The organism is Paenibacillus sp. FSL F4-0236 (assembly GCF_038000135.1).
Taxonomy (GTDB): domain Bacteria; phylum Bacillota; class Bacilli; order Paenibacillales; family Paenibacillaceae; genus Paenibacillus_AQ.
Map to the genome: position 1 here is coordinate 1,759,534 of NZ_JBBOBK010000001.1, position 16,654 is coordinate 1,776,187.

A 16,654-nucleotide genomic window follows, 5' to 3' on the forward strand; every position below is an offset into this window, starting at 1 on the left:
TCCTTATATTTCTCGCGTAAACGCGTACCGTCTCCTTAAGGGACGCCGATGGCGTTATTGCTTGACTGGAAATACTTACTTTGCCCTAAAAATAGGTTGGGACAGTTGATTCTCTTGTGCCTGATCGGAGAATAATGATAAATTAAGAGGACATACTTCGGTCTTACACCTAAAGGGGGATGATACGTTTGGAAATGGTTCAAGTCGTTTTATTAACGGTGCTCATGTTTTTTGTCCTGGTGACTGTACATGAATGGGGTCACTATTATTTTGCCAAACGCGCCGGTATTCTCGTGAGGGAATTTGCTATCGGTTTCGGTCCGAAACTGTTTTCTTATAAACGGAATGAGACACAGTTCACTTTGCGTTTACTGCCTTTTGGCGGTTATGCTCGGATGGCTGGTGAAGATCCGGAAATTATTGAAATTGGCTCAGGACAGACCATTGCAGTAAGACTCGGTCAGGATAATAAAGTAAAAAATATTTATCTGGACGCACTGGATACACGTAAAAATGTAATCCGTGGTGAGGCTTTGCATACTGATCTTGAAAATGATCTGCAAATCCGCTTGGATGTGGATGGCGAAGTTACTACTTATGATGTTCATCCTCAAGCGATGATGATTAAAGGAACGCAACAGACTCAAATTGCGCCTAAAGATCGCCAATTCGGTAGTAAAACCGTGGGTCAGCGTGCATTGGCTATTGTTGCGGGTCCTGTGATGAACTTCCTGTTAGCCTTTGTTCTGTTTGCCATCCATTTGCAAATGGTTGGAATTCCGGTGGAGAATCCTACTTATGTTAAGATCGGTGATGTCTCTGAAGGAATGCCTGCACAAGAGGCGGGATTGCAGAAGGGTGACATTATTGTCTCCATCAACGGTGAGAAGATTGGTGCCGATTACCAAAAAATGATTGACTTAACCTCGGAGTCCAAAGGGAAAGAAATGAAATGGATGCTGCAACGTGGTGATGAGACCCTTAATGTGACTCTCGTTCCTCGTAGCATGGAGGGACAAGAAGGCGGTAAAATCGGGATTACACCTGAGCTTCCTACCCGCAAAGCAGGGGTTGGAGAGACGTTGACAGGTTCAGGTAAAGCTATGGTCGATACGACGGAAGCTATCTTTCTGGGCTTTAAGCAATTGATCAATAAATTCAATATGGATGATATTGGAGGTCCGGTTCGTACCTTTGAAGTAACCGGTCAAATTGCCCAACAAGGCATTCAGTATCTTACCTATTGGGCTGCTATCCTAAGCTTGTATCTGGGGATTTTCAACCTATTGCCGATTCCAGCACTAGATGGAAGCCGTCTGGCGTTCCTAGGTGTGGAGGCATTACGCGGTAAACCTGTAGATCCGAGTCGTGAAGGTATGGTTCACTTTGTTGGATTTGCACTGTTATTTTTATTAATGATTGCTGTTACGTATAATGATATTTTACGTTTGATCAGCGGCTAATTTTCTTCGGGAGGCATTCCATTACATGGCAAAAGATAAGCAATTCGTTACGGAAATCACGCCGCAAAGCGAGGATTTCTCACGCTGGTATATTGATGTTATAAAAAAAGGAGACTTGATGGACTACTCTCCTGTTCGTGGCTGTATCGTATTTAAGCCAGAGGGCTATGAAATATGGGAGCATATTCAGGAGGAAATGAACCGTCGCCTCAAGGAAACTGGGCATCGTAATGCTTATTTTCCAGTGTTCATTCCAGAGAGTTTCTTTCAAAAGGAAAAGGATCATATTGAAGGCTTTAATCCCGAACTGCCATGGGTAACTGAGGCTGGTGGAGACGTGCTTGAAGAACGTCTGGCTGTCCGTCCTACTTCTGAGACCATGTTCGGGCACATGTATTCCAAATGGATTCAGTCCTATCGTGACCTTCCTGTACTTATCAATCAATGGGCGAACGTGGTTCGTTGGGAGAAGCGTACTTTACCATTTATCCGCACTACTGAGTTTCTTTGGCAAGAAGGGCATACTGCGCATGAGAATGAAGCCGAAGCTCGTGAAGAAACCATGAAGATGCTGGATAACTACCGTGATTTTGCCGAGACATTCCTTGCCATTCCGGTGATCACTGGACAAAAGACACCTTCCGAGCGTTTTGCTGGTGCAGTAGATACGTATTCTATTGAAGCGATGATGAAAGATGGACGTGCTGTTCAGGCTGCTACCTCACATTACTTGGGTACCAAGTTTGCAACAGCATTTGAGATCCAGTATTTGAGCCGCGACAATAATTTAGAATATGTGCATACGACCTCATGGGGATCCACTACACGCTTGATTGGTTCGCTGATTATGGTACATGGCGATGACCGTGGTCTTGTTCTGCCACCTAAGGTAGCGCCAACTCAAGTGATTATGATTCCGATCGGACCTCCTAAAACTCGTGAAGCCGTGATTGGACGGACAGACGAGCTGTTCAAGGAGCTGAAGAACGCAGGTGTTCGTGTACGTGTGGATGATCGTTCGGATGTAACGCCAGGTTGGAAGTTCAATGAATATGAAATGCGCGGTATACCTGTGCGCTTGGAGATTGGACCACGCGATATGGAGAATGGCGTTTGCGTTATCGTATCCCGTGTCACAGGTGAGAAGAAGGTAATTCAGCAGGAGAACCTTGTTGAAGAGGTACAAGCAATGCTCGAGCAGGTTCATAATGAAATGTTCGAACGTGCCCTGAAATTCCGTGAGGACCATTTCTATTCTGTAGATTCCTTGGAAGAAATGAAAGCTTCAATGGAAGAAAAACGCGGCTTTGCACTAGCTGGCTGGTGTGGTTCCGAAGAATGCGAGTCCAAAGTTAAGGAAGAGACAGGTGCGGGTAGCCGTAACATTCCTTTCGATCCGGCGGAGAAGAAACAAGTCTGCATTTGCTGTGGTAAACCAGCTGAGCATACTGTGGTTTTTGCAAAGGCATATTAATCTTTTGGTACCGATCAACAGTCTTGTAGTATTTTAATCTAGCTTCTGGAGAGAGGAGTCAGCGGGCCGAAAAAACCCAATGCTTTTTGAATCCAGAAGCTTTTTAAAATATAAGAATTTATAGGCTTACGTAATAAATTATCCTTTTATTTCTCGCATAAACACTTACCGTCCTCATAAGGACGCCGAAGGCGTTTATGCTTGAAATATAAGAAAGTATAAGTTTCACACTATACTTTATCCTTATATTTTTACGAGAAACAGTTATCGTCTTTAAAAGACGACAACGTCGTTTCTTCTTATCATATTGTACTTTCACTGAATATCATTGATTGTGTTTTACGGAGTTATCAAAGGTGGGAGGAAAGCATGGAACAAAACCAGGAGAGAAGAAAAAGATTCGAGCTCTTGATGAAGCAAGGTGAAATTCCACCTGCAATTATGGATCCCTACTTTTTAGATGGATATATAGAGCGTGTAGAGATCAGCCGTGGTAACCGAGACTGGCAAATTGTGATTGCGAAAGAAAGTCTGGTTCCAGCGCAGGTATACCGGACATTTTGCCTCAGAATGCGCGAGAAGCTACAGCATATAGCCAAAGTAAGCTTTTTATTCGTATATGATCAAAAAGTTAGTAGAGCAGAGCTAGTCCAAGAATATTGGGGATTGTTTCTGGAGTGGGTGACTCGCGAGATCCCTTCGGTTAATGGCTGGCTGACACGTTCTACCCAAGAGCTTAAAGATGACACTTTAATGCTGACGATGAGTGACTCCACTTCTATGGAGCTGGCTCGTAAAAAAGGCATCGATGGGGCAATTATTAAATTTTATGATAAGTATTTCGGTCTCTCCTTAAAAGTTAAAGTGCTAATGGCAGAGAACGAAAATAATAATGTTGAAGCATACGAAGAATTTCAGCAAAAGCTTCAGCAAGAACAACGCGAGATCGTTGAGCAGATGATGACTGCTGTAGAAACAGAAGCTCCTGCTGATGATAGCGATCCTAATGAAGTAATTAAGCTTCAAGTGGGGTATGAAATTAAGGAACAGGCCGTGCCGATTCTTGAAATTCAAGATGAAGAGAAGAAAATTACAATTCAGGGTACTATTTTTGGTCTGGATCGTAAGGAACTTCGCAATGGCAGTACTTTGTTCACCTTCAGTTTGACCGATTTCACGGATTCTCTACAAATGAAGATGTTCGCGAAGACTAAAGATGATCTGAAGGTTATGAGTCAGCTAGCAAACGGTAAATGGGTAAGAGCACGCGGAAAAGTTGAATATGACCGTTTTATGCAGATTCCTGAGCTCGTGATGATCCCTTCGGATTTAACGGAAGTTAAGGCACCGCCTGCGCGTAAAGATACGGCTCCTAAGAAACGGGTGGAATTCCACCTTCACACTACGATGAGTACGATGGATGCGGTCACTCCGATCACTACCTATGTCAAAACAGCTGCCCAGTGGGGGCATCCTGCGATTGCTATTTCTGATCATGGCGGAGTTCAGGCTTTTCCTGATGCGAACCATGCAGCTCATAAGCATAAGATAAAAATGATTTATGGCGTGGAAGCCAATGTTGTGAATGACTCTGTGAATATTGTCGAGAATGCTCAGCCTTTGGACTTGAAGACAGCTACCTATGTAGTGTTTGATATAGAGACCACGGGGTTATCGATTACCCGCAATAATATTACGGAGCTGGCGGCCATTAAAATGTGTGAGGGTAAAGAAGTAGACCGTTATTCTACTTTTGTTAATCCGCATGAGAAGATCCCTTATCATATTCAGCAATTGACCAATATTACGGATGAAATGGTTAAGGATGCTCCTGATCTTGAGCCAGTGCTGCGTAAGTTTGTTGAATTTGTGGGTGACAGTATCCTTGTTGCTCATAACGCCAGATTTGATATGGGTTTTATTCAGGCCTCGTTACGTAAAATAGGTGAACCTGTGCTTTCGAATCCATCTCTTGATACGCTTGAGCTCGCTCGGTTACTATATCCAAGCATGAAGAATCACAGGCTGAACACATTAGCCGATAAATATAAAGTTCTTCTGGAAAGCCATCACCGTGCGATTGATGATACCATAGCACTAGGCGGTATATTAACAGGATTGCTCGCAGATGCTGAAAAGATGAAGGGCATGACCCGCCTTGATCGACTAAACGATTATGTGGGTAATGATCTTTCGAACACAAGACCGTTCCACTGTAATATTTATGCACTTAATCAAGTAGGCAAAAAAAATCTCTATAAGCTCATTTCCATGTCACATACGGAATATTTCAAACGTGTACCTTGTATTCCGAAATCCAAGCTGGAAGAGCATAGAGATGGACTGCTCGTGATTTCTGGTTGTGAACGTGGAGAGTTTTTTGAAGCAGTACTCAACAAAACGACTGAGGAAGCCATGGAGGTTGCTCATTTTTATGATGTGCTGGAGATTCAGCCATTGACCATGTACATGCACTTGGTGGACAAGGGCTTTGTAGCAGGCCCTGATGAGCTTCGCGATGTAGTCCGCAAGGTTTGCGAAATAGGGGAACAGTTGAATAAACCTGTTATCGCAACGGGGAATGTGCATTATCTTGAACCCCGGGACAAGCTGTATCGTGATATTACGATTAATGGGATCACAGGCTTTAGTCCGCTTAAAGACCAACGCAAACCGGATGCGCACTTCCGCACAACGGATGAAATGCTGTCTGAATTCGAATTTCTCGGTGCTGAAAAAGCGATGGAGGTCGTGGTTACGAATACAGTTGAGCTGGCAGAACGTTTTGAAGAACTGGAGCTATTTCCAGACAAGCTATTTACACCAATTCTTGAAGGGGCGGACGAAGAAATTCGCGAGACCTGTTATAACACTGCCAAATCCATTTATGGCGAAGAATTACCTGAAGTAGTTATTGCCCGTTTGGAGAAAGAGCTTGCACCGATTATTAAATTCGGGTTCTCTGCCAACTATTTGATTTCTGAACGTCTCGTTAAAAAATCAAATCGAGATGGATATCTCGTAGGTTCGCGGGGTTCTGTAGGCTCTTCTGTAGTAGCTACATTTCTTGGAATTTCAGAAGTTAATCCTTTGCCTGCGCATTATATTTGCCTAAACCCTGAGTGTCGCCATAGTGAATGGTTCCTGGACGGTAGTGTGCGGAGCGGATTCGATTTACCAGATAAAGTTTGCCCGGATTGCGGTCAGAAGCTCAAAGGTGAAGGCCAGGATATTCCGTTCGAGACCTTCCTTGGATTTAAAGGGGATAAAGTTCCCGATATCGACTTGAACTTCTCAGGGGAATATCAGCCGAATGCACATAACTTTACCAAAGAAATGTTTGGTGAGAAAAATGTATTCCGTGCCGGAACGATTGGTACCGTAGCCGAGAAGACAGCCTTCGGATTTGCAAAAAAATACGAAGAACTTCACCAGAAACGTTGGCGTGGAGCTGAAGTTGGCCGTCTGGCGGCCGGCTGTACAGGCGTTAAACGTAGTACGGGACAGCATCCGGGTGGTATAGTCGTTGTTCCAGACTATATGGAGGTAGAAGATATTACGCCAGTACAATTCCCGGCGGATGATGTCAATGCCGAATGGAAGACCACACACTTTGATTATCACGCTTTTGACGCGAATTTGCTGAAGCTTGATATTCTGGGTCATGATGATCCGACGATGATGCGGATGCTGCAGGATTTGACAGGTGTTGATCCAACTTCTATCCCGATGAATGATCCGAAAGTAATGAGCATGTTTAACTCTACAGATGCGCTTGGAGTGAGACCTGACGAAATCAGATCACCGGTTGCGACCTATGGTGTGCCCGAAATGGGTACCAAGTTCGTACGTCAAATGCTTATTGAGTCGAAACCGTCCAGCTTTGCTGACTTACTGCAAATATCAGGTTTGTCTCATGGTACTGGAGTTTGGCTTGGTAACGCGCAAGAGCTTATAAAGAATAACACTTGTAACATTAAGACTGTTATCGGTTGTCGGGATGACATCATGCTCTTCTTAATTTATAAAGCGGGAATGGATGCGAGCTTGGCCTTTAAAATTACCGAGAGTGTTCGTAAAGGGAAAGGTTTATCTGACGAATGGATCGAGGAAATGAAAAAGTGCAAGGTTCCACAATGGTATATTGATTCTTGTCTGAAGATTCAATACATGTTCCCGAAGGCGCATGCTGCTGCATACGTAATTTCTGCAGTACGTACCGCCTACTTCAAGCTGTATCATCCTATTGAATATTATGCGACTTATTTCTCTGTACGTGCAGCAGATTTTGATATTGAATTGTGCTGTAAGGGATATGAAGCGATCAACCGTCAGATCGTAGAAATTGAGCAAAAAGGATTTCAAGCTTTGCCTAAGGAAAAGGCTATGTTGCCTGTCCTTGAGATGGCTTTGGAGATGACGGCACGTGGGTTTACATTCAAAAACATTGATCTTTACCGTTCGGAAGCGAATAAGTTTATTGTTGATGACAAGAGTTTGATTCCTCCGTTTTCCGCATTAGCGGGAATTGGTGAGAATGCTGCTATCAACATTGCCGCTGCGAAAGATGCCGGGGAATTCCTTTCTATTGAGGATTTCCAGCAAAAATCCAAGGCGAGTAAGACAGTTATTGAGCTGCTAACCAATATGGGCTGCTTCCGCGGCTTACCGGAGAGCAATCAACTTTCCCTATTTTAAAGGCTTTAACAACACTTATTTCATGGTAAGCAGAAACGTCTTTACCGTCCTTTTTGGGACGGTACCCGTTTCTGCGAAAAATACAAAACGTATAGGATGACGTGAAACTTATACTTTCTTGTATTTCTAGAAAAGAGAGCTCCAAAGGGGGAGTCAAGGGCTAGCACTTGTCAGTCCAGACTCACTATGGTATAATTTCTTTGGTAATAATGAGATAAGTCCGTTGTGTAAAGAGTGGGGAAACCCACTCTTTATCTTTGGTATATAGCAAAAGACAAGTTCGTGGAGGTAATTTTCTTTTGAGCACACCCAAATCTAAAATTAAACAAACGGTAGAGCAGATGCTCGGGCCCTATCTCGACGACAATGGTTTCGAACTGGTGGACGTTGAATACGTGAAGGAAGGCTCCAATTGGTTTCTGCGTATATTCGTAGATAAAGAAGGCGGCATTGATATTGATGACTGCGGAAGCATTAGCGAATATTTCAGTCAGCAGTTGGATGAGAATGATCCTATCCCTGAGGCATATTTCCTTGAGGTTTCCTCACCGGGAGCAGAGCGTCCTCTCAAAAAAGCTGCGGATGTAGCTAAAGCGGTAGGTAAGGACGTGTATGTGACTGTTTATGAGCCGATTCAAGGACTCAAAGAATTTGAAGGTCGTTTGCTCTCGTTCGAGAACGAGGAACTGCTCATCTCCGCGGGCAAAAAAGAACATGTAGTACCGTACGCCAAAGTCGCAAGCGCGAGATTGGCCATTATTTTTTAACGTCTTGAAAGGGGGGCCGGAAATTCATGAGTATGGAGTTTATTGAAGCAATGAATGAGCTGGAAAGGGAGAGAGGCATCAGTAAAGATGTGCTGTTCGAAGCGATCGAAGCGGCGCTGATCTCTAGTTATAAACGTAATTTCAATGCAGCACAGAACGTGCGTGTTGACATGAACCGCAACACAGGTGTCATTAAAGTGTTTGCCCGCAAGCTAATTGTTGAAGAGGTCCTGGATACAAGGACTGAAATCTCATTGCCGGCAGCCAGAGAAATTAACCCGCATTTTCAGCTTGAAGACATTGCTGAGCTTGAAGTAACACCACGTGATTTCGGGCGTATTGCTGCACAGACTGCAAAGCAGGTTGTAACACAACGGATTCGCGAAGCAGAGCGTGGACTCATCTATAATGCCTTTATTGACAAAGAAGATGATATTGTAACAGGACTTGTACAACGTCAAGATATGCGGAACATTTACATTGATCTTGGTAAAATCGAAGCGGTCTTGCCGCTTAGTGAATTGATGCCAGGTGAGAAGTTTAAACAAAGCGAGCGTATCAAGGCTTATATCACTAAAGTTGAGAACACCACTAAAGGACCGCAAATTATGCTGTCCCGCAGTCATCCCGGATTGCTGAAGCGTCTGTTCGAACTAGAAGTTCCGGAAATTTTTGATGGTGTAGTTGAAATTCGTTCCGTAGCTCGTGAAGCTGGCTTCCGTTCGAAGATTGCTGTGTATTCCCGCAATCCGGAAGTGGATCCAGTTGGTTCTTGCGTAGGCCCAAGAGGAACACGCGTTCAAACCATCGTTACTGAGCTTCGTGGCGAGAAGATCGATATCGTCCGTTACTCTGATCTGGTGCAGGAGTATGTCGCTAATGCACTCAGCCCTTCTAAGGTGCTTGAAGTTCAAGTCTTTGAAGCAGAGAAAATGGCACGGGTGATCGTTCCTGATTATCAATTATCACTGGCTATCGGTATTAAAGGGCAAAATGCACGTCTTGCCGCTAAGCTTACCGGCTGGAAAATTGATATCAAGAGTGAAAGTCAAGCGGAGCAGGAATACGGTAGACCGAGAACTTCTATTGATGAAATGCATCAGGATTCCGTCTCCATTGATTAATTAACCTGCTTGACGGGAGGCGTATGTATGAAACAAAGAAAGGTGCCGCTGCGCAAATGCGTTGCTACCCAAGAGATGATGCCGAAAAAAGAGCTGATTCGAGTGGTTAGAACGCCCGAGGGCGAAGTACTGATTGATCTGACAGGTAAGAAGTCAGGCCGTGGTGCTTACATATGCGGCAAGCTTGAATGCTTTAAGCTGGCACAGAAGAATAAAGCACTTGACCGCGCTTTGAAATGTCAAGTGAGTCCTGAAATCTATGACCAGCTTGCCCGGGAGTTTACTTCCGTGGAAGAGCAGTTTCTAGCAGCAAAGGATAGTGAGGATAATGAGTAAGGCGCTTTCTTATTTAGGGCTTGCCATGAGAGCAGGCAAGATAGTCACCGGCGATGAGGCTGTACTCAAAGCTGTACGGTCTTCAGAGGCGAAGCTGGTCGTTCTGGCAGGTGACGCTTCAGATAATACCCAAAAAAAGTTCCGTGATAAATGCGGAACCTACGATATTCCACTAGTAATCGCATTTCACCGAGACAGCCTCGGTGCAAGTATTGGTAAAGACCAGCGTGTAGTACTGGCCATTACGGATAAAGGATTCGCGGAAATGATCTCCAAGCAACTCGGAGATACTGTCGGAGGTGGATTTATTGACTAAAGAAGAGAACAAAGATAAATTGCGCGTGTACGAATACGCCAAGTCACTAAACATGAGCAGTAAAGAAATTATTACAATTCTGAAGCGTTTGAATGTCCCTGTGAATAATCATATGAGTGTCATGGAGAACGGTTCCGTGAACAAAGTAGAGCAATTCTTCAAGGATATCAAGTCGAACGCTGCAGCCAAACGGGATACCAGCTCCAGCAGCCGTCCGGTGACAACCGGTGCGGTAACTGCCGAACCCCAAAGTGCTCAGAATGCCAACAAAAATCAACAGGAAAAGCAGGTAGGTATGAACAGTAACCAAAACAACAACCAATCGACGACGTCCCCAAGGCCCCAAAGCGGACAAGATTCCCGCAGAACAACAACAGGTTCAACGCAGAATGCACGTCCGCAACAAAGCGGAGCTCCACGTACTAACAGTACTAGCGGAAGCCGTCCGCAAGGAAGTAGCACAGGCGGCAATCGTCCACAAGGTAGCAACACTGGTGGCAGCCGTCCGCAAGGAAGTAATACTGGCAGCCGTCCACAAGGTAGCAGTACCGGTGGTAGCCGTCCGCAAGGTAGCAGCACTGGTGGCAGCCGTCCGCAAGGTAGTAATACCGGTGGTAGCCGTCCACAAGGAAGCAATACTGGCAGTCGTCCGCAAGGACAAAGCAGTGCACCTCGCACTGACAGCCGCCCACAAGGTCAATCTGGCACTGGCGGTGGCTTCACACGCGGTGACGACAGAGGTCCTAAGAAGAACACAACTGGTGGTAGACCAAATACGAACAATAGACGGTTTGATGATGGCAAAGGCGGTAACTACCGCGGTCGTGGTGGTAAGAATGGCCGCGGCAAGAATCAGCCAATGGTTCACCGTGAGAAGATCGATAACACACCTAAGAAGATTATCGTTCGTGGTAGCATGACTGTTGGTGAAACAGCAAAATTGCTTCACAAAGACGCTTCTGAAGTAATTAAGAAGCTGATCTCTATGGGTGTTATGGCAACCATCAACCAAGAGCTGGATATCGACACCATCCTGCTACTCGCTGCTGAATTCGGCGTAGAAGTAGAAGTGAAGATTCCTGTTGATGAGGATAGCTTTGAAACTGTGGAAGAGAATGATGCTGAAGAAGAACTTCAGTCACGTCCTCCAGTAGTTACGATCATGGGTCACGTTGACCACGGTAAAACTACTTTGCTGGATGCCATTCGTTCGACGAGTGTATCTCTAGGCGAAGCAGGCGGAATCACACAGCATATCGGTGCTTATCAAGTTGAAATCAACCAGAAGAAAATCACGTTCCTAGATACACCTGGTCACGAAGCATTTACTGCTATGCGTGCTCGTGGTGCACAGGTAACAGATATGACTATTATCGTAGTTGCTGCTGATGACGGTGTTATGCCTCAGACCGTTGAAGCTATTGCACACGCTAAGGCTGCTGGACTTCCAATTATTGTCGCTGTTAATAAAATCGACAAGCCGGGTGCAGATCCTGACAAAGTGAAGCAAGAGCTTACAAGCTATGAACTCGTTCCTGAAGAGTGGGGCGGAGATACCATCTTCGTTAACCTTTCTGCAAAACAACGTATTAACTTGGAAGAACTGCTGGAAATGATTCTGCTCGTTGCTGAAGTAAATGAGTACAAAGCGAACCCTGACAAACGGGCACGCGGTACGGTTATAGAAGCTGAGCTTGATAAGAATCGTGGACCAGTTGCACGTGTTCTGGTACAGAACGGTACATTGAAAGTCGGCGATGCATTTGTAGCAGGTAACTGCTTCGGACGTGTACGTGCGATGGTTAATGATAAAGGACGTAAGATCAAGGAAGCTGGACCTTCCACTCCAGTAGAAATTACTGGTTTGACTGAGGTACCACAAGCTGGCGATCCGTTTATGGCTTTCGAAGACGAGCGTAAAGCCCGTGCGATTGCTGATAGACGTTCCACATCCCAACGTCAATCTGAGCTGAATACGAACACCCGTGTAACATTGGATGATTTGTTCCAGCACATTAAAGACGGCGAGATCAAAGACCTTAACGTTATCATTAAAGCTGACGTACAAGGTTCAGTCGAGGCACTTAAAGGTTCCCTGGCTAAGATCGAAGTGGAAGGCGTCCGCGTGAAGATCATTCACAGCGGTGCTGGTGCCATTACGGAATCCGATATTACACTTGCAGCAGCATCTAATGCTATTGTTATTGGCTTTAACGTTCGTCCGGACGCTCAGACCAAGGCAGCTGCTGAACAAGAAAAAGTAGATGTTCGTCTCCATAACATCATCTACAATGTAATCGAGGAAATCGAAAGTGCAATGAAGGGTATGCTTGATCCTATCTATAAAGAGAACGTTATCGGTCACGCTGAAGTACGTAGCGTCTTCAAAATCAGTAAAGTGGGTACCATTGCAGGTTGTATGGTAATTGATGGTAAAATTACCCGTAATGCTGAAATGCGCTTGATCCGTAGCGGAATCGTTGTATTTACAGGTAAAGTTGATACCTTGAAACGCTTTAAAGATGATGCCAAAGAAGTGGCGCAAGGTTATGAATGCGGCATAACTTTGGAACGCTATAATGACGTCCAAGAGGGCGACATTATCGAAGCGTTTCTTATGGAAACTGTAGAGCGCTAAGCGAAGAGGTGAATATAGATGTCTAAAATTAGAGCAGGACGAGTGGGCGAGCAGATCAAGAAAGAGCTTAGTCAACTTATCCAAAGCGGACTGAAAGATCCTCGAATCGGTTTTGTAACTGTAACTGGCGTAGACGTGACTAACGATCTGTCGCAAGCGAAAGTATACCTAAGCGTGTTCGGGGATGAAGAGCAGAAGTCAGGCTCCCTTAAAGCGATTGAGAAAGCTAATGGTTTTCTTCGCTCCGAGCTTGGCAAGGCGATTCGCCTTCGGCATACACCGGAACTGATCTTCAAGATCGATGAATCTGTCGCTTATGGCAGTCATATTGAGAAACTTCTTGGAGAGCTTCATAAGAACGATTAGAAATAGGTACTAAAAGGAGTTCAAAATAGCTTAAGGCTATTTTGAACAACCTTTATAAAGGAGACGGCGAATGCAGAGCTATGAACAAAGTCTCCAGCAGACCCGTGAGTTTCTGCTGGAACACGACGATTACCTTGTAGTGTCGCATGTTCAGCCGGACGGAGATGCAGTCAGCTCCACCCTAGCGGTGGGCTGGCTTCTCTCATGTCTGGGCAAAAAATACACTATGCTGAATGAAGGACCGATACCGAAGCGGATGGAATATTTATGGCATTCGGATGAAATCATCAATATGGCCTCTAGTGAGCCGCCCCGTCAATACAGCAATGTGATCTGTGTGGATTGTGCTGATTTTCAGCGAGTAGGATTGACTCATCGCTATTTTGCGAAGGATGCTCTAATCCTGAACATTGACCATCATCCCACTAACAACGGTTATGGACTTGTGAATTTAATCAAACCGGATGCTGCTGCGACTGCGGAAATTTTGTTCGATCTGCTGAAGACGTTCGAGATTGAATGGGACATTGATATCGCCACAGCTTTATACACAGGTCTTTTGACAGATACTGGTGGATTTCGATATACCAACACATCACCAAAAGTAATGGCAGCCGTATCTGAACTGCTTTCTTATGGCGTTAACGGTCCTGAACTGGCTGAGACATTACTTGAAGAAATGACATTGCCGCAGATTAAAATTTTAAATAAAGCGTTAAATACTCTTCAATTATCACCCGAAGGGGATATTGCCTGGCTCTATGTTACACCGGAGGACATGATCGAATGTGCTGCTGCTAATGAAGATTTAGAAGGTCTCGTGAACTACCCTCGCAATATTAGAGGTGTGGAAGTAGGGATTCTGTTCAAAGTCATTCATGAACATGCGGTTAAAGTTAGTTTGCGTTCTGCGGGTAAGGTCGACGTGGCTGATCTAGCGCAAACGTTTGGAGGTGGCGGTCATACCCGTGCTGCAGGTGCGCGTATAGAAGCTACACTCGAAACGGCAATATCGCAGGTGCTTGAGGAGGTAAGACGTCATTTATGAGTGAATTAGAAGGTGTACTGGCGGTTTACAAGCCAGCCGGGTTCACTTCACATGATGTTGTGGCCAAGGCACGTCGTATTCTCGGCATGAAACGGATCGGACATACGGGAACGCTTGATCCACAGGTAACAGGTGTGCTGCCACTTTGTCTGGGCCGTGCTACTCGTGTCGTGGAGTATATTCAGGAGTTGCCCAAAGAATATGTGGCAACACTGAGACTAGGGATGTCCAGTGATACTGAGGACTTAACTGGGACTATTATAGAAACTGTAGATGAGGTGCATGTAACTGAAGAAGAGATTCTATCAGTGCTTGCTTCATTTAAAGGGGTTATTTCTCAGGTTCCACCAATGTATTCTGCGGTTAAAGTTGACGGCAAACGTCTTTATGAGTTAGCAAGAGAAGGTAAAACCGTTGAACGTAAAAGCCGTGAAGTAGAGATTTATGAAATTGAAATGACGGATATGACTTGGGAAGGCAATCATCCCGATATCACATTCCGGGTGCTTTGCTCTAAGGGGACGTACATTCGTACGCTCTGTGTCGATATCGGACGAGCACTTGGACTGCCGGGTGTGATGGTGAAACTAGAGAGAACAATGTCGGCAGGGATTTCTGCCAGTCATTGTCTTACGCTAGAGGATATTGCGATTCACAAAGAAGCCGGAACATTGGAAGATCATTTAATCGCTGCAGACGAAGCCATTTCTCATATGCCAAAGCACACTGTAATGGATGAGAAAAAGAAGGCAGCTTTGCAGGGGCAGCGTTTGTCCTCACGATTTATCGCTCCAGAGGTGAAGACAAACAGTCAATTTCGGCTATACGATCTTCAAGGTGGATTTCTTGGCATTTATGAATTGGAAGATACAGGTGCAATTGCTCCAGTGAAGGTATTTGCACAAGCTTAAATCAATTTTACCAAGTGAATTGTAGGTGAGAAACAGCGTGAGAACCGTAACGTTAACCTATCCGATGTCTCCGGAGACTGCTGCAGAGTGGGCTCAGCCTCAAGTGGCTGCTCTAGGGCAGTTTGACGGATTGCATCGTGGACATGCTAGCGTCATTACATCCGCTGTGGCCCTAGCCCGTAAACAAGGTGTGCCGGCCGCAGTCCTTACATTTCATCCCCATCCTAAAGATGTTATGGGTAAGGGTGATTATGAAGGGTATTTGACGCCACCCGTAGAAAAGCAGGAGATTCTTGCTAGTTTGGGTGTCGATATCTTATATGTTATTGAATTTAACGAGCAGCTTTCCCGTGTAAGTCCACAGAATTTTGTCTCTGTTATGCTTTTGCCGCTACATATTGTAACTGCAGTTGTCGGCTTTGACTTTCGTTTTGGTTATCAAGGTGAAGGCGATGTTGAAATGCTTCGCAAGCTGGGTGAAGGTGTTATGAATGTAGAGGTTGCTCCCCCTTTTCTGTTAGATGGTGAGAAGGTCAGCAGCTCCGGCATTCGTAAAAGTCTCCAAAACGGGGATTTAGAGCTGGCAAACTCCTGGTTCGGACGTTGCTACTATCTGCGTGGTGAAGTGGGTCATGGTGAGAAGAGAGGTCGCACCATTGGTTTTCCAACGGCGAATTTGAAGCTCAGTGCTCATTTTGTCATTCCGACTAAAGGTGTATATGCGGTCCGAGTCTTTTATAAGGATAAAGTTTTGTACGGGGTCATGAATGTGGGCGTTAAACCTACCTTTCATGAGGGTGTATTGACGCCAAGCTTTGAGGTCCATCTGTTTGACTTCGAAGGTGATTTGTATGATCAAGAGCTTAAGGTGGAGTTAGTATCTTACATTCGTCCTGAACGAAAATTCGAATCCATTGGTGCATTGATTACTCAAATCGGTGAGGATGCAGAAACCGCGAAGAAGATTTTGGGTTATAATCTATAGTCATCCCGGACAAGCCGTTTACTTTTGTTAATGGAGATGCTATACTAATAAACGTTGCTGGCTTACAGCACCATAACCTTAGCTTGGTTGCACGTTCTCACCGACGGTGACGAGGCTAATGGCGATTATATTGAAGGAGGTGAACAGGATGGCATTAACTCAAGAACGTAAACATCAATTGATCGACGAGCACAAAACTCACGAATCCGATACTGGATCCCCTGAGGTGCAAGTTGCTATCCTAACGGAGAACATCGTTAATTTGACTGACCACTTGCGTACGCACAAGAAAGATCATCACTCCCGTCGCGGATTGTTGAAAATGGTTGGACAACGTCGTAAACTTCTGGCGTATTTGAAAAACAAAGACATCAGACGTTACAGCGCCCTGATCGAAAGACTGGGATTGCGTCGTTAATTTTCCATAAGATAACCCTTAAAGCAGCCTGGTTGTATACCGTATGTCCTTCTCGGAGCGACAGCGGGACAGCTGGGTTGCTTTTTGAAAATTTAGGGAAAACTTTATAG

Annotated in this window: 12 protein-coding genes and 1 pseudogene; all 13 read left to right on the plus strand. The window is 45.0% G+C overall.

Translation table 11 applies throughout. The annotated features are described in order from the left end of the window. The first annotated feature begins 188 nt into the window (after positions 1-188). The 13 genes and pseudogenes from rseP (at position 189) to rpsO (ending at position 16,544) form a co-directional block, all read left to right on the plus strand. Positions 189-1,463, plus strand: coding sequence for an RIP metalloprotease RseP (gene rseP, locus NSQ29_RS08060; protein ID WP_042189420.1), 1,275 nt, complete (start codon positions 189-191; stop codon positions 1,461-1,463). 25 nt (positions 1,464-1,488) lie between these two features. Then, complete coding sequence (gene proS, locus NSQ29_RS08065; RefSeq protein ID WP_341124757.1) at positions 1,489-2,937, plus strand: proline--tRNA ligase; 1,449 nt, start codon at positions 1,489-1,491, stop codon at positions 2,935-2,937. A 369-nt stretch (positions 2,938-3,306) separates the two neighbouring features. Continuing rightward, positions 3,307-7,635: a PolC-type DNA polymerase III gene (locus tag NSQ29_RS08070; RefSeq protein WP_339265620.1), complete on the plus strand. Its 4,329-nt coding sequence runs from the start codon at positions 3,307-3,309 to the stop codon at positions 7,633-7,635. A 299-nt stretch (positions 7,636-7,934) separates the two neighbouring features. Further along, positions 7,935-8,402: a ribosome maturation factor RimP gene (gene rimP / locus NSQ29_RS08075; protein WP_042128863.1), complete on the plus strand. Its 468-nt coding sequence runs from the start codon at positions 7,935-7,937 to the stop codon at positions 8,400-8,402. A gap of 26 nt (positions 8,403-8,428) precedes the next feature. After that, positions 8,429-9,526: a transcription termination factor NusA gene (gene nusA, locus NSQ29_RS08080; protein WP_042189417.1), complete on the plus strand. Its 1,098-nt coding sequence runs from the start codon at positions 8,429-8,431 to the stop codon at positions 9,524-9,526. Between the two features lie 27 nt (positions 9,527-9,553). Next, positions 9,554-9,862: an RNase P modulator RnpM gene (rnpM, locus tag NSQ29_RS08085; RefSeq protein ID WP_042189416.1), complete on the plus strand. Its 309-nt coding sequence runs from the start codon at positions 9,554-9,556 to the stop codon at positions 9,860-9,862. Then, a pseudogene (locus NSQ29_RS08090) lies at positions 9,855-10,176 on the plus strand (YlxQ family RNA-binding protein); the annotation flags it as partial. The gene rnpM and the pseudogene NSQ29_RS08090, both read left to right, overlap by 8 nt. Next, positions 10,171-12,816, plus strand: coding sequence for a translation initiation factor IF-2 (gene infB, locus NSQ29_RS08095; RefSeq protein ID WP_042189415.1), 2,646 nt, complete (start codon positions 10,171-10,173; stop codon positions 12,814-12,816). The pseudogene NSQ29_RS08090 and the gene infB, both read left to right, overlap by 6 nt. A gap of 18 nt (positions 12,817-12,834) precedes the next feature. Then, positions 12,835-13,182, plus strand: a complete 348-nt coding sequence (gene rbfA, locus NSQ29_RS08100) for a 30S ribosome-binding factor RbfA (protein ID WP_042128856.1) — start codon at positions 12,835-12,837, stop codon at positions 13,180-13,182. Between the two features lie 70 nt (positions 13,183-13,252). Next, complete coding sequence (locus tag NSQ29_RS08105) at positions 13,253-14,230, plus strand: DHH family phosphoesterase (protein WP_076285431.1); 978 nt, start codon at positions 13,253-13,255, stop codon at positions 14,228-14,230. After that, entirely contained in the window at positions 14,227-15,141 is a 915-nt protein-coding gene (gene truB, locus NSQ29_RS08110; RefSeq protein ID WP_149646128.1) for a tRNA pseudouridine(55) synthase TruB, read from the plus strand. Before NSQ29_RS08105 ends, truB begins: the two co-directional genes overlap by 4 nt. A gap of 37 nt (positions 15,142-15,178) precedes the next feature. Then, positions 15,179-16,126, plus strand: coding sequence for a bifunctional riboflavin kinase/FAD synthetase (locus NSQ29_RS08115; RefSeq protein ID WP_042189412.1), 948 nt, complete (start codon positions 15,179-15,181; stop codon positions 16,124-16,126). Between the two features lie 148 nt (positions 16,127-16,274). Then, the gene (gene rpsO, locus NSQ29_RS08120; RefSeq protein WP_036656390.1) at positions 16,275-16,544 is read left to right on the plus strand and encodes a 30S ribosomal protein S15; all 270 of its coding nucleotides are present in this window, start codon (positions 16,275-16,277) and stop codon (positions 16,542-16,544) included. Positions 16,545-16,654: the final 110 nt, after the last annotated feature.

Excerpts from the sequence above, each read along its gene's own strand:
- truB (WP_149646128.1), top strand. The coding sequence starts at position 14,227 with ATGAGTGAATTAGAAGGTGTACTGGCGGTTTACAAGCCAGCCGGGTTC.
- NSQ29_RS08105 (WP_076285431.1), top strand. The coding sequence starts at position 13,253 with ATGCAGAGCTATGAACAAAGTCTCCAGCAGACCCGTGAGTTTCTGCTG.
- rpsO (WP_036656390.1), top strand. The coding sequence starts at position 16,275 with ATGGCATTAACTCAAGAACGTAAACATCAATTGATCGACGAGCACAAA.
- rbfA (WP_042128856.1), top strand. The coding sequence starts at position 12,835 with ATGTCTAAAATTAGAGCAGGACGAGTGGGCGAGCAGATCAAGAAAGAG.
- rnpM (WP_042189416.1), top strand. The coding sequence starts at position 9,554 with ATGAAACAAAGAAAGGTGCCGCTGCGCAAATGCGTTGCTACCCAAGAG.
- NSQ29_RS08070 (WP_339265620.1), top strand. The coding sequence starts at position 3,307 with ATGGAACAAAACCAGGAGAGAAGAAAAAGATTCGAGCTCTTGATGAAG.
- nusA (WP_042189417.1), top strand. The coding sequence starts at position 8,429 with ATGAGTATGGAGTTTATTGAAGCAATGAATGAGCTGGAAAGGGAGAGA.
- proS (WP_341124757.1), top strand. The coding sequence starts at position 1,489 with ATGGCAAAAGATAAGCAATTCGTTACGGAAATCACGCCGCAAAGCGAG.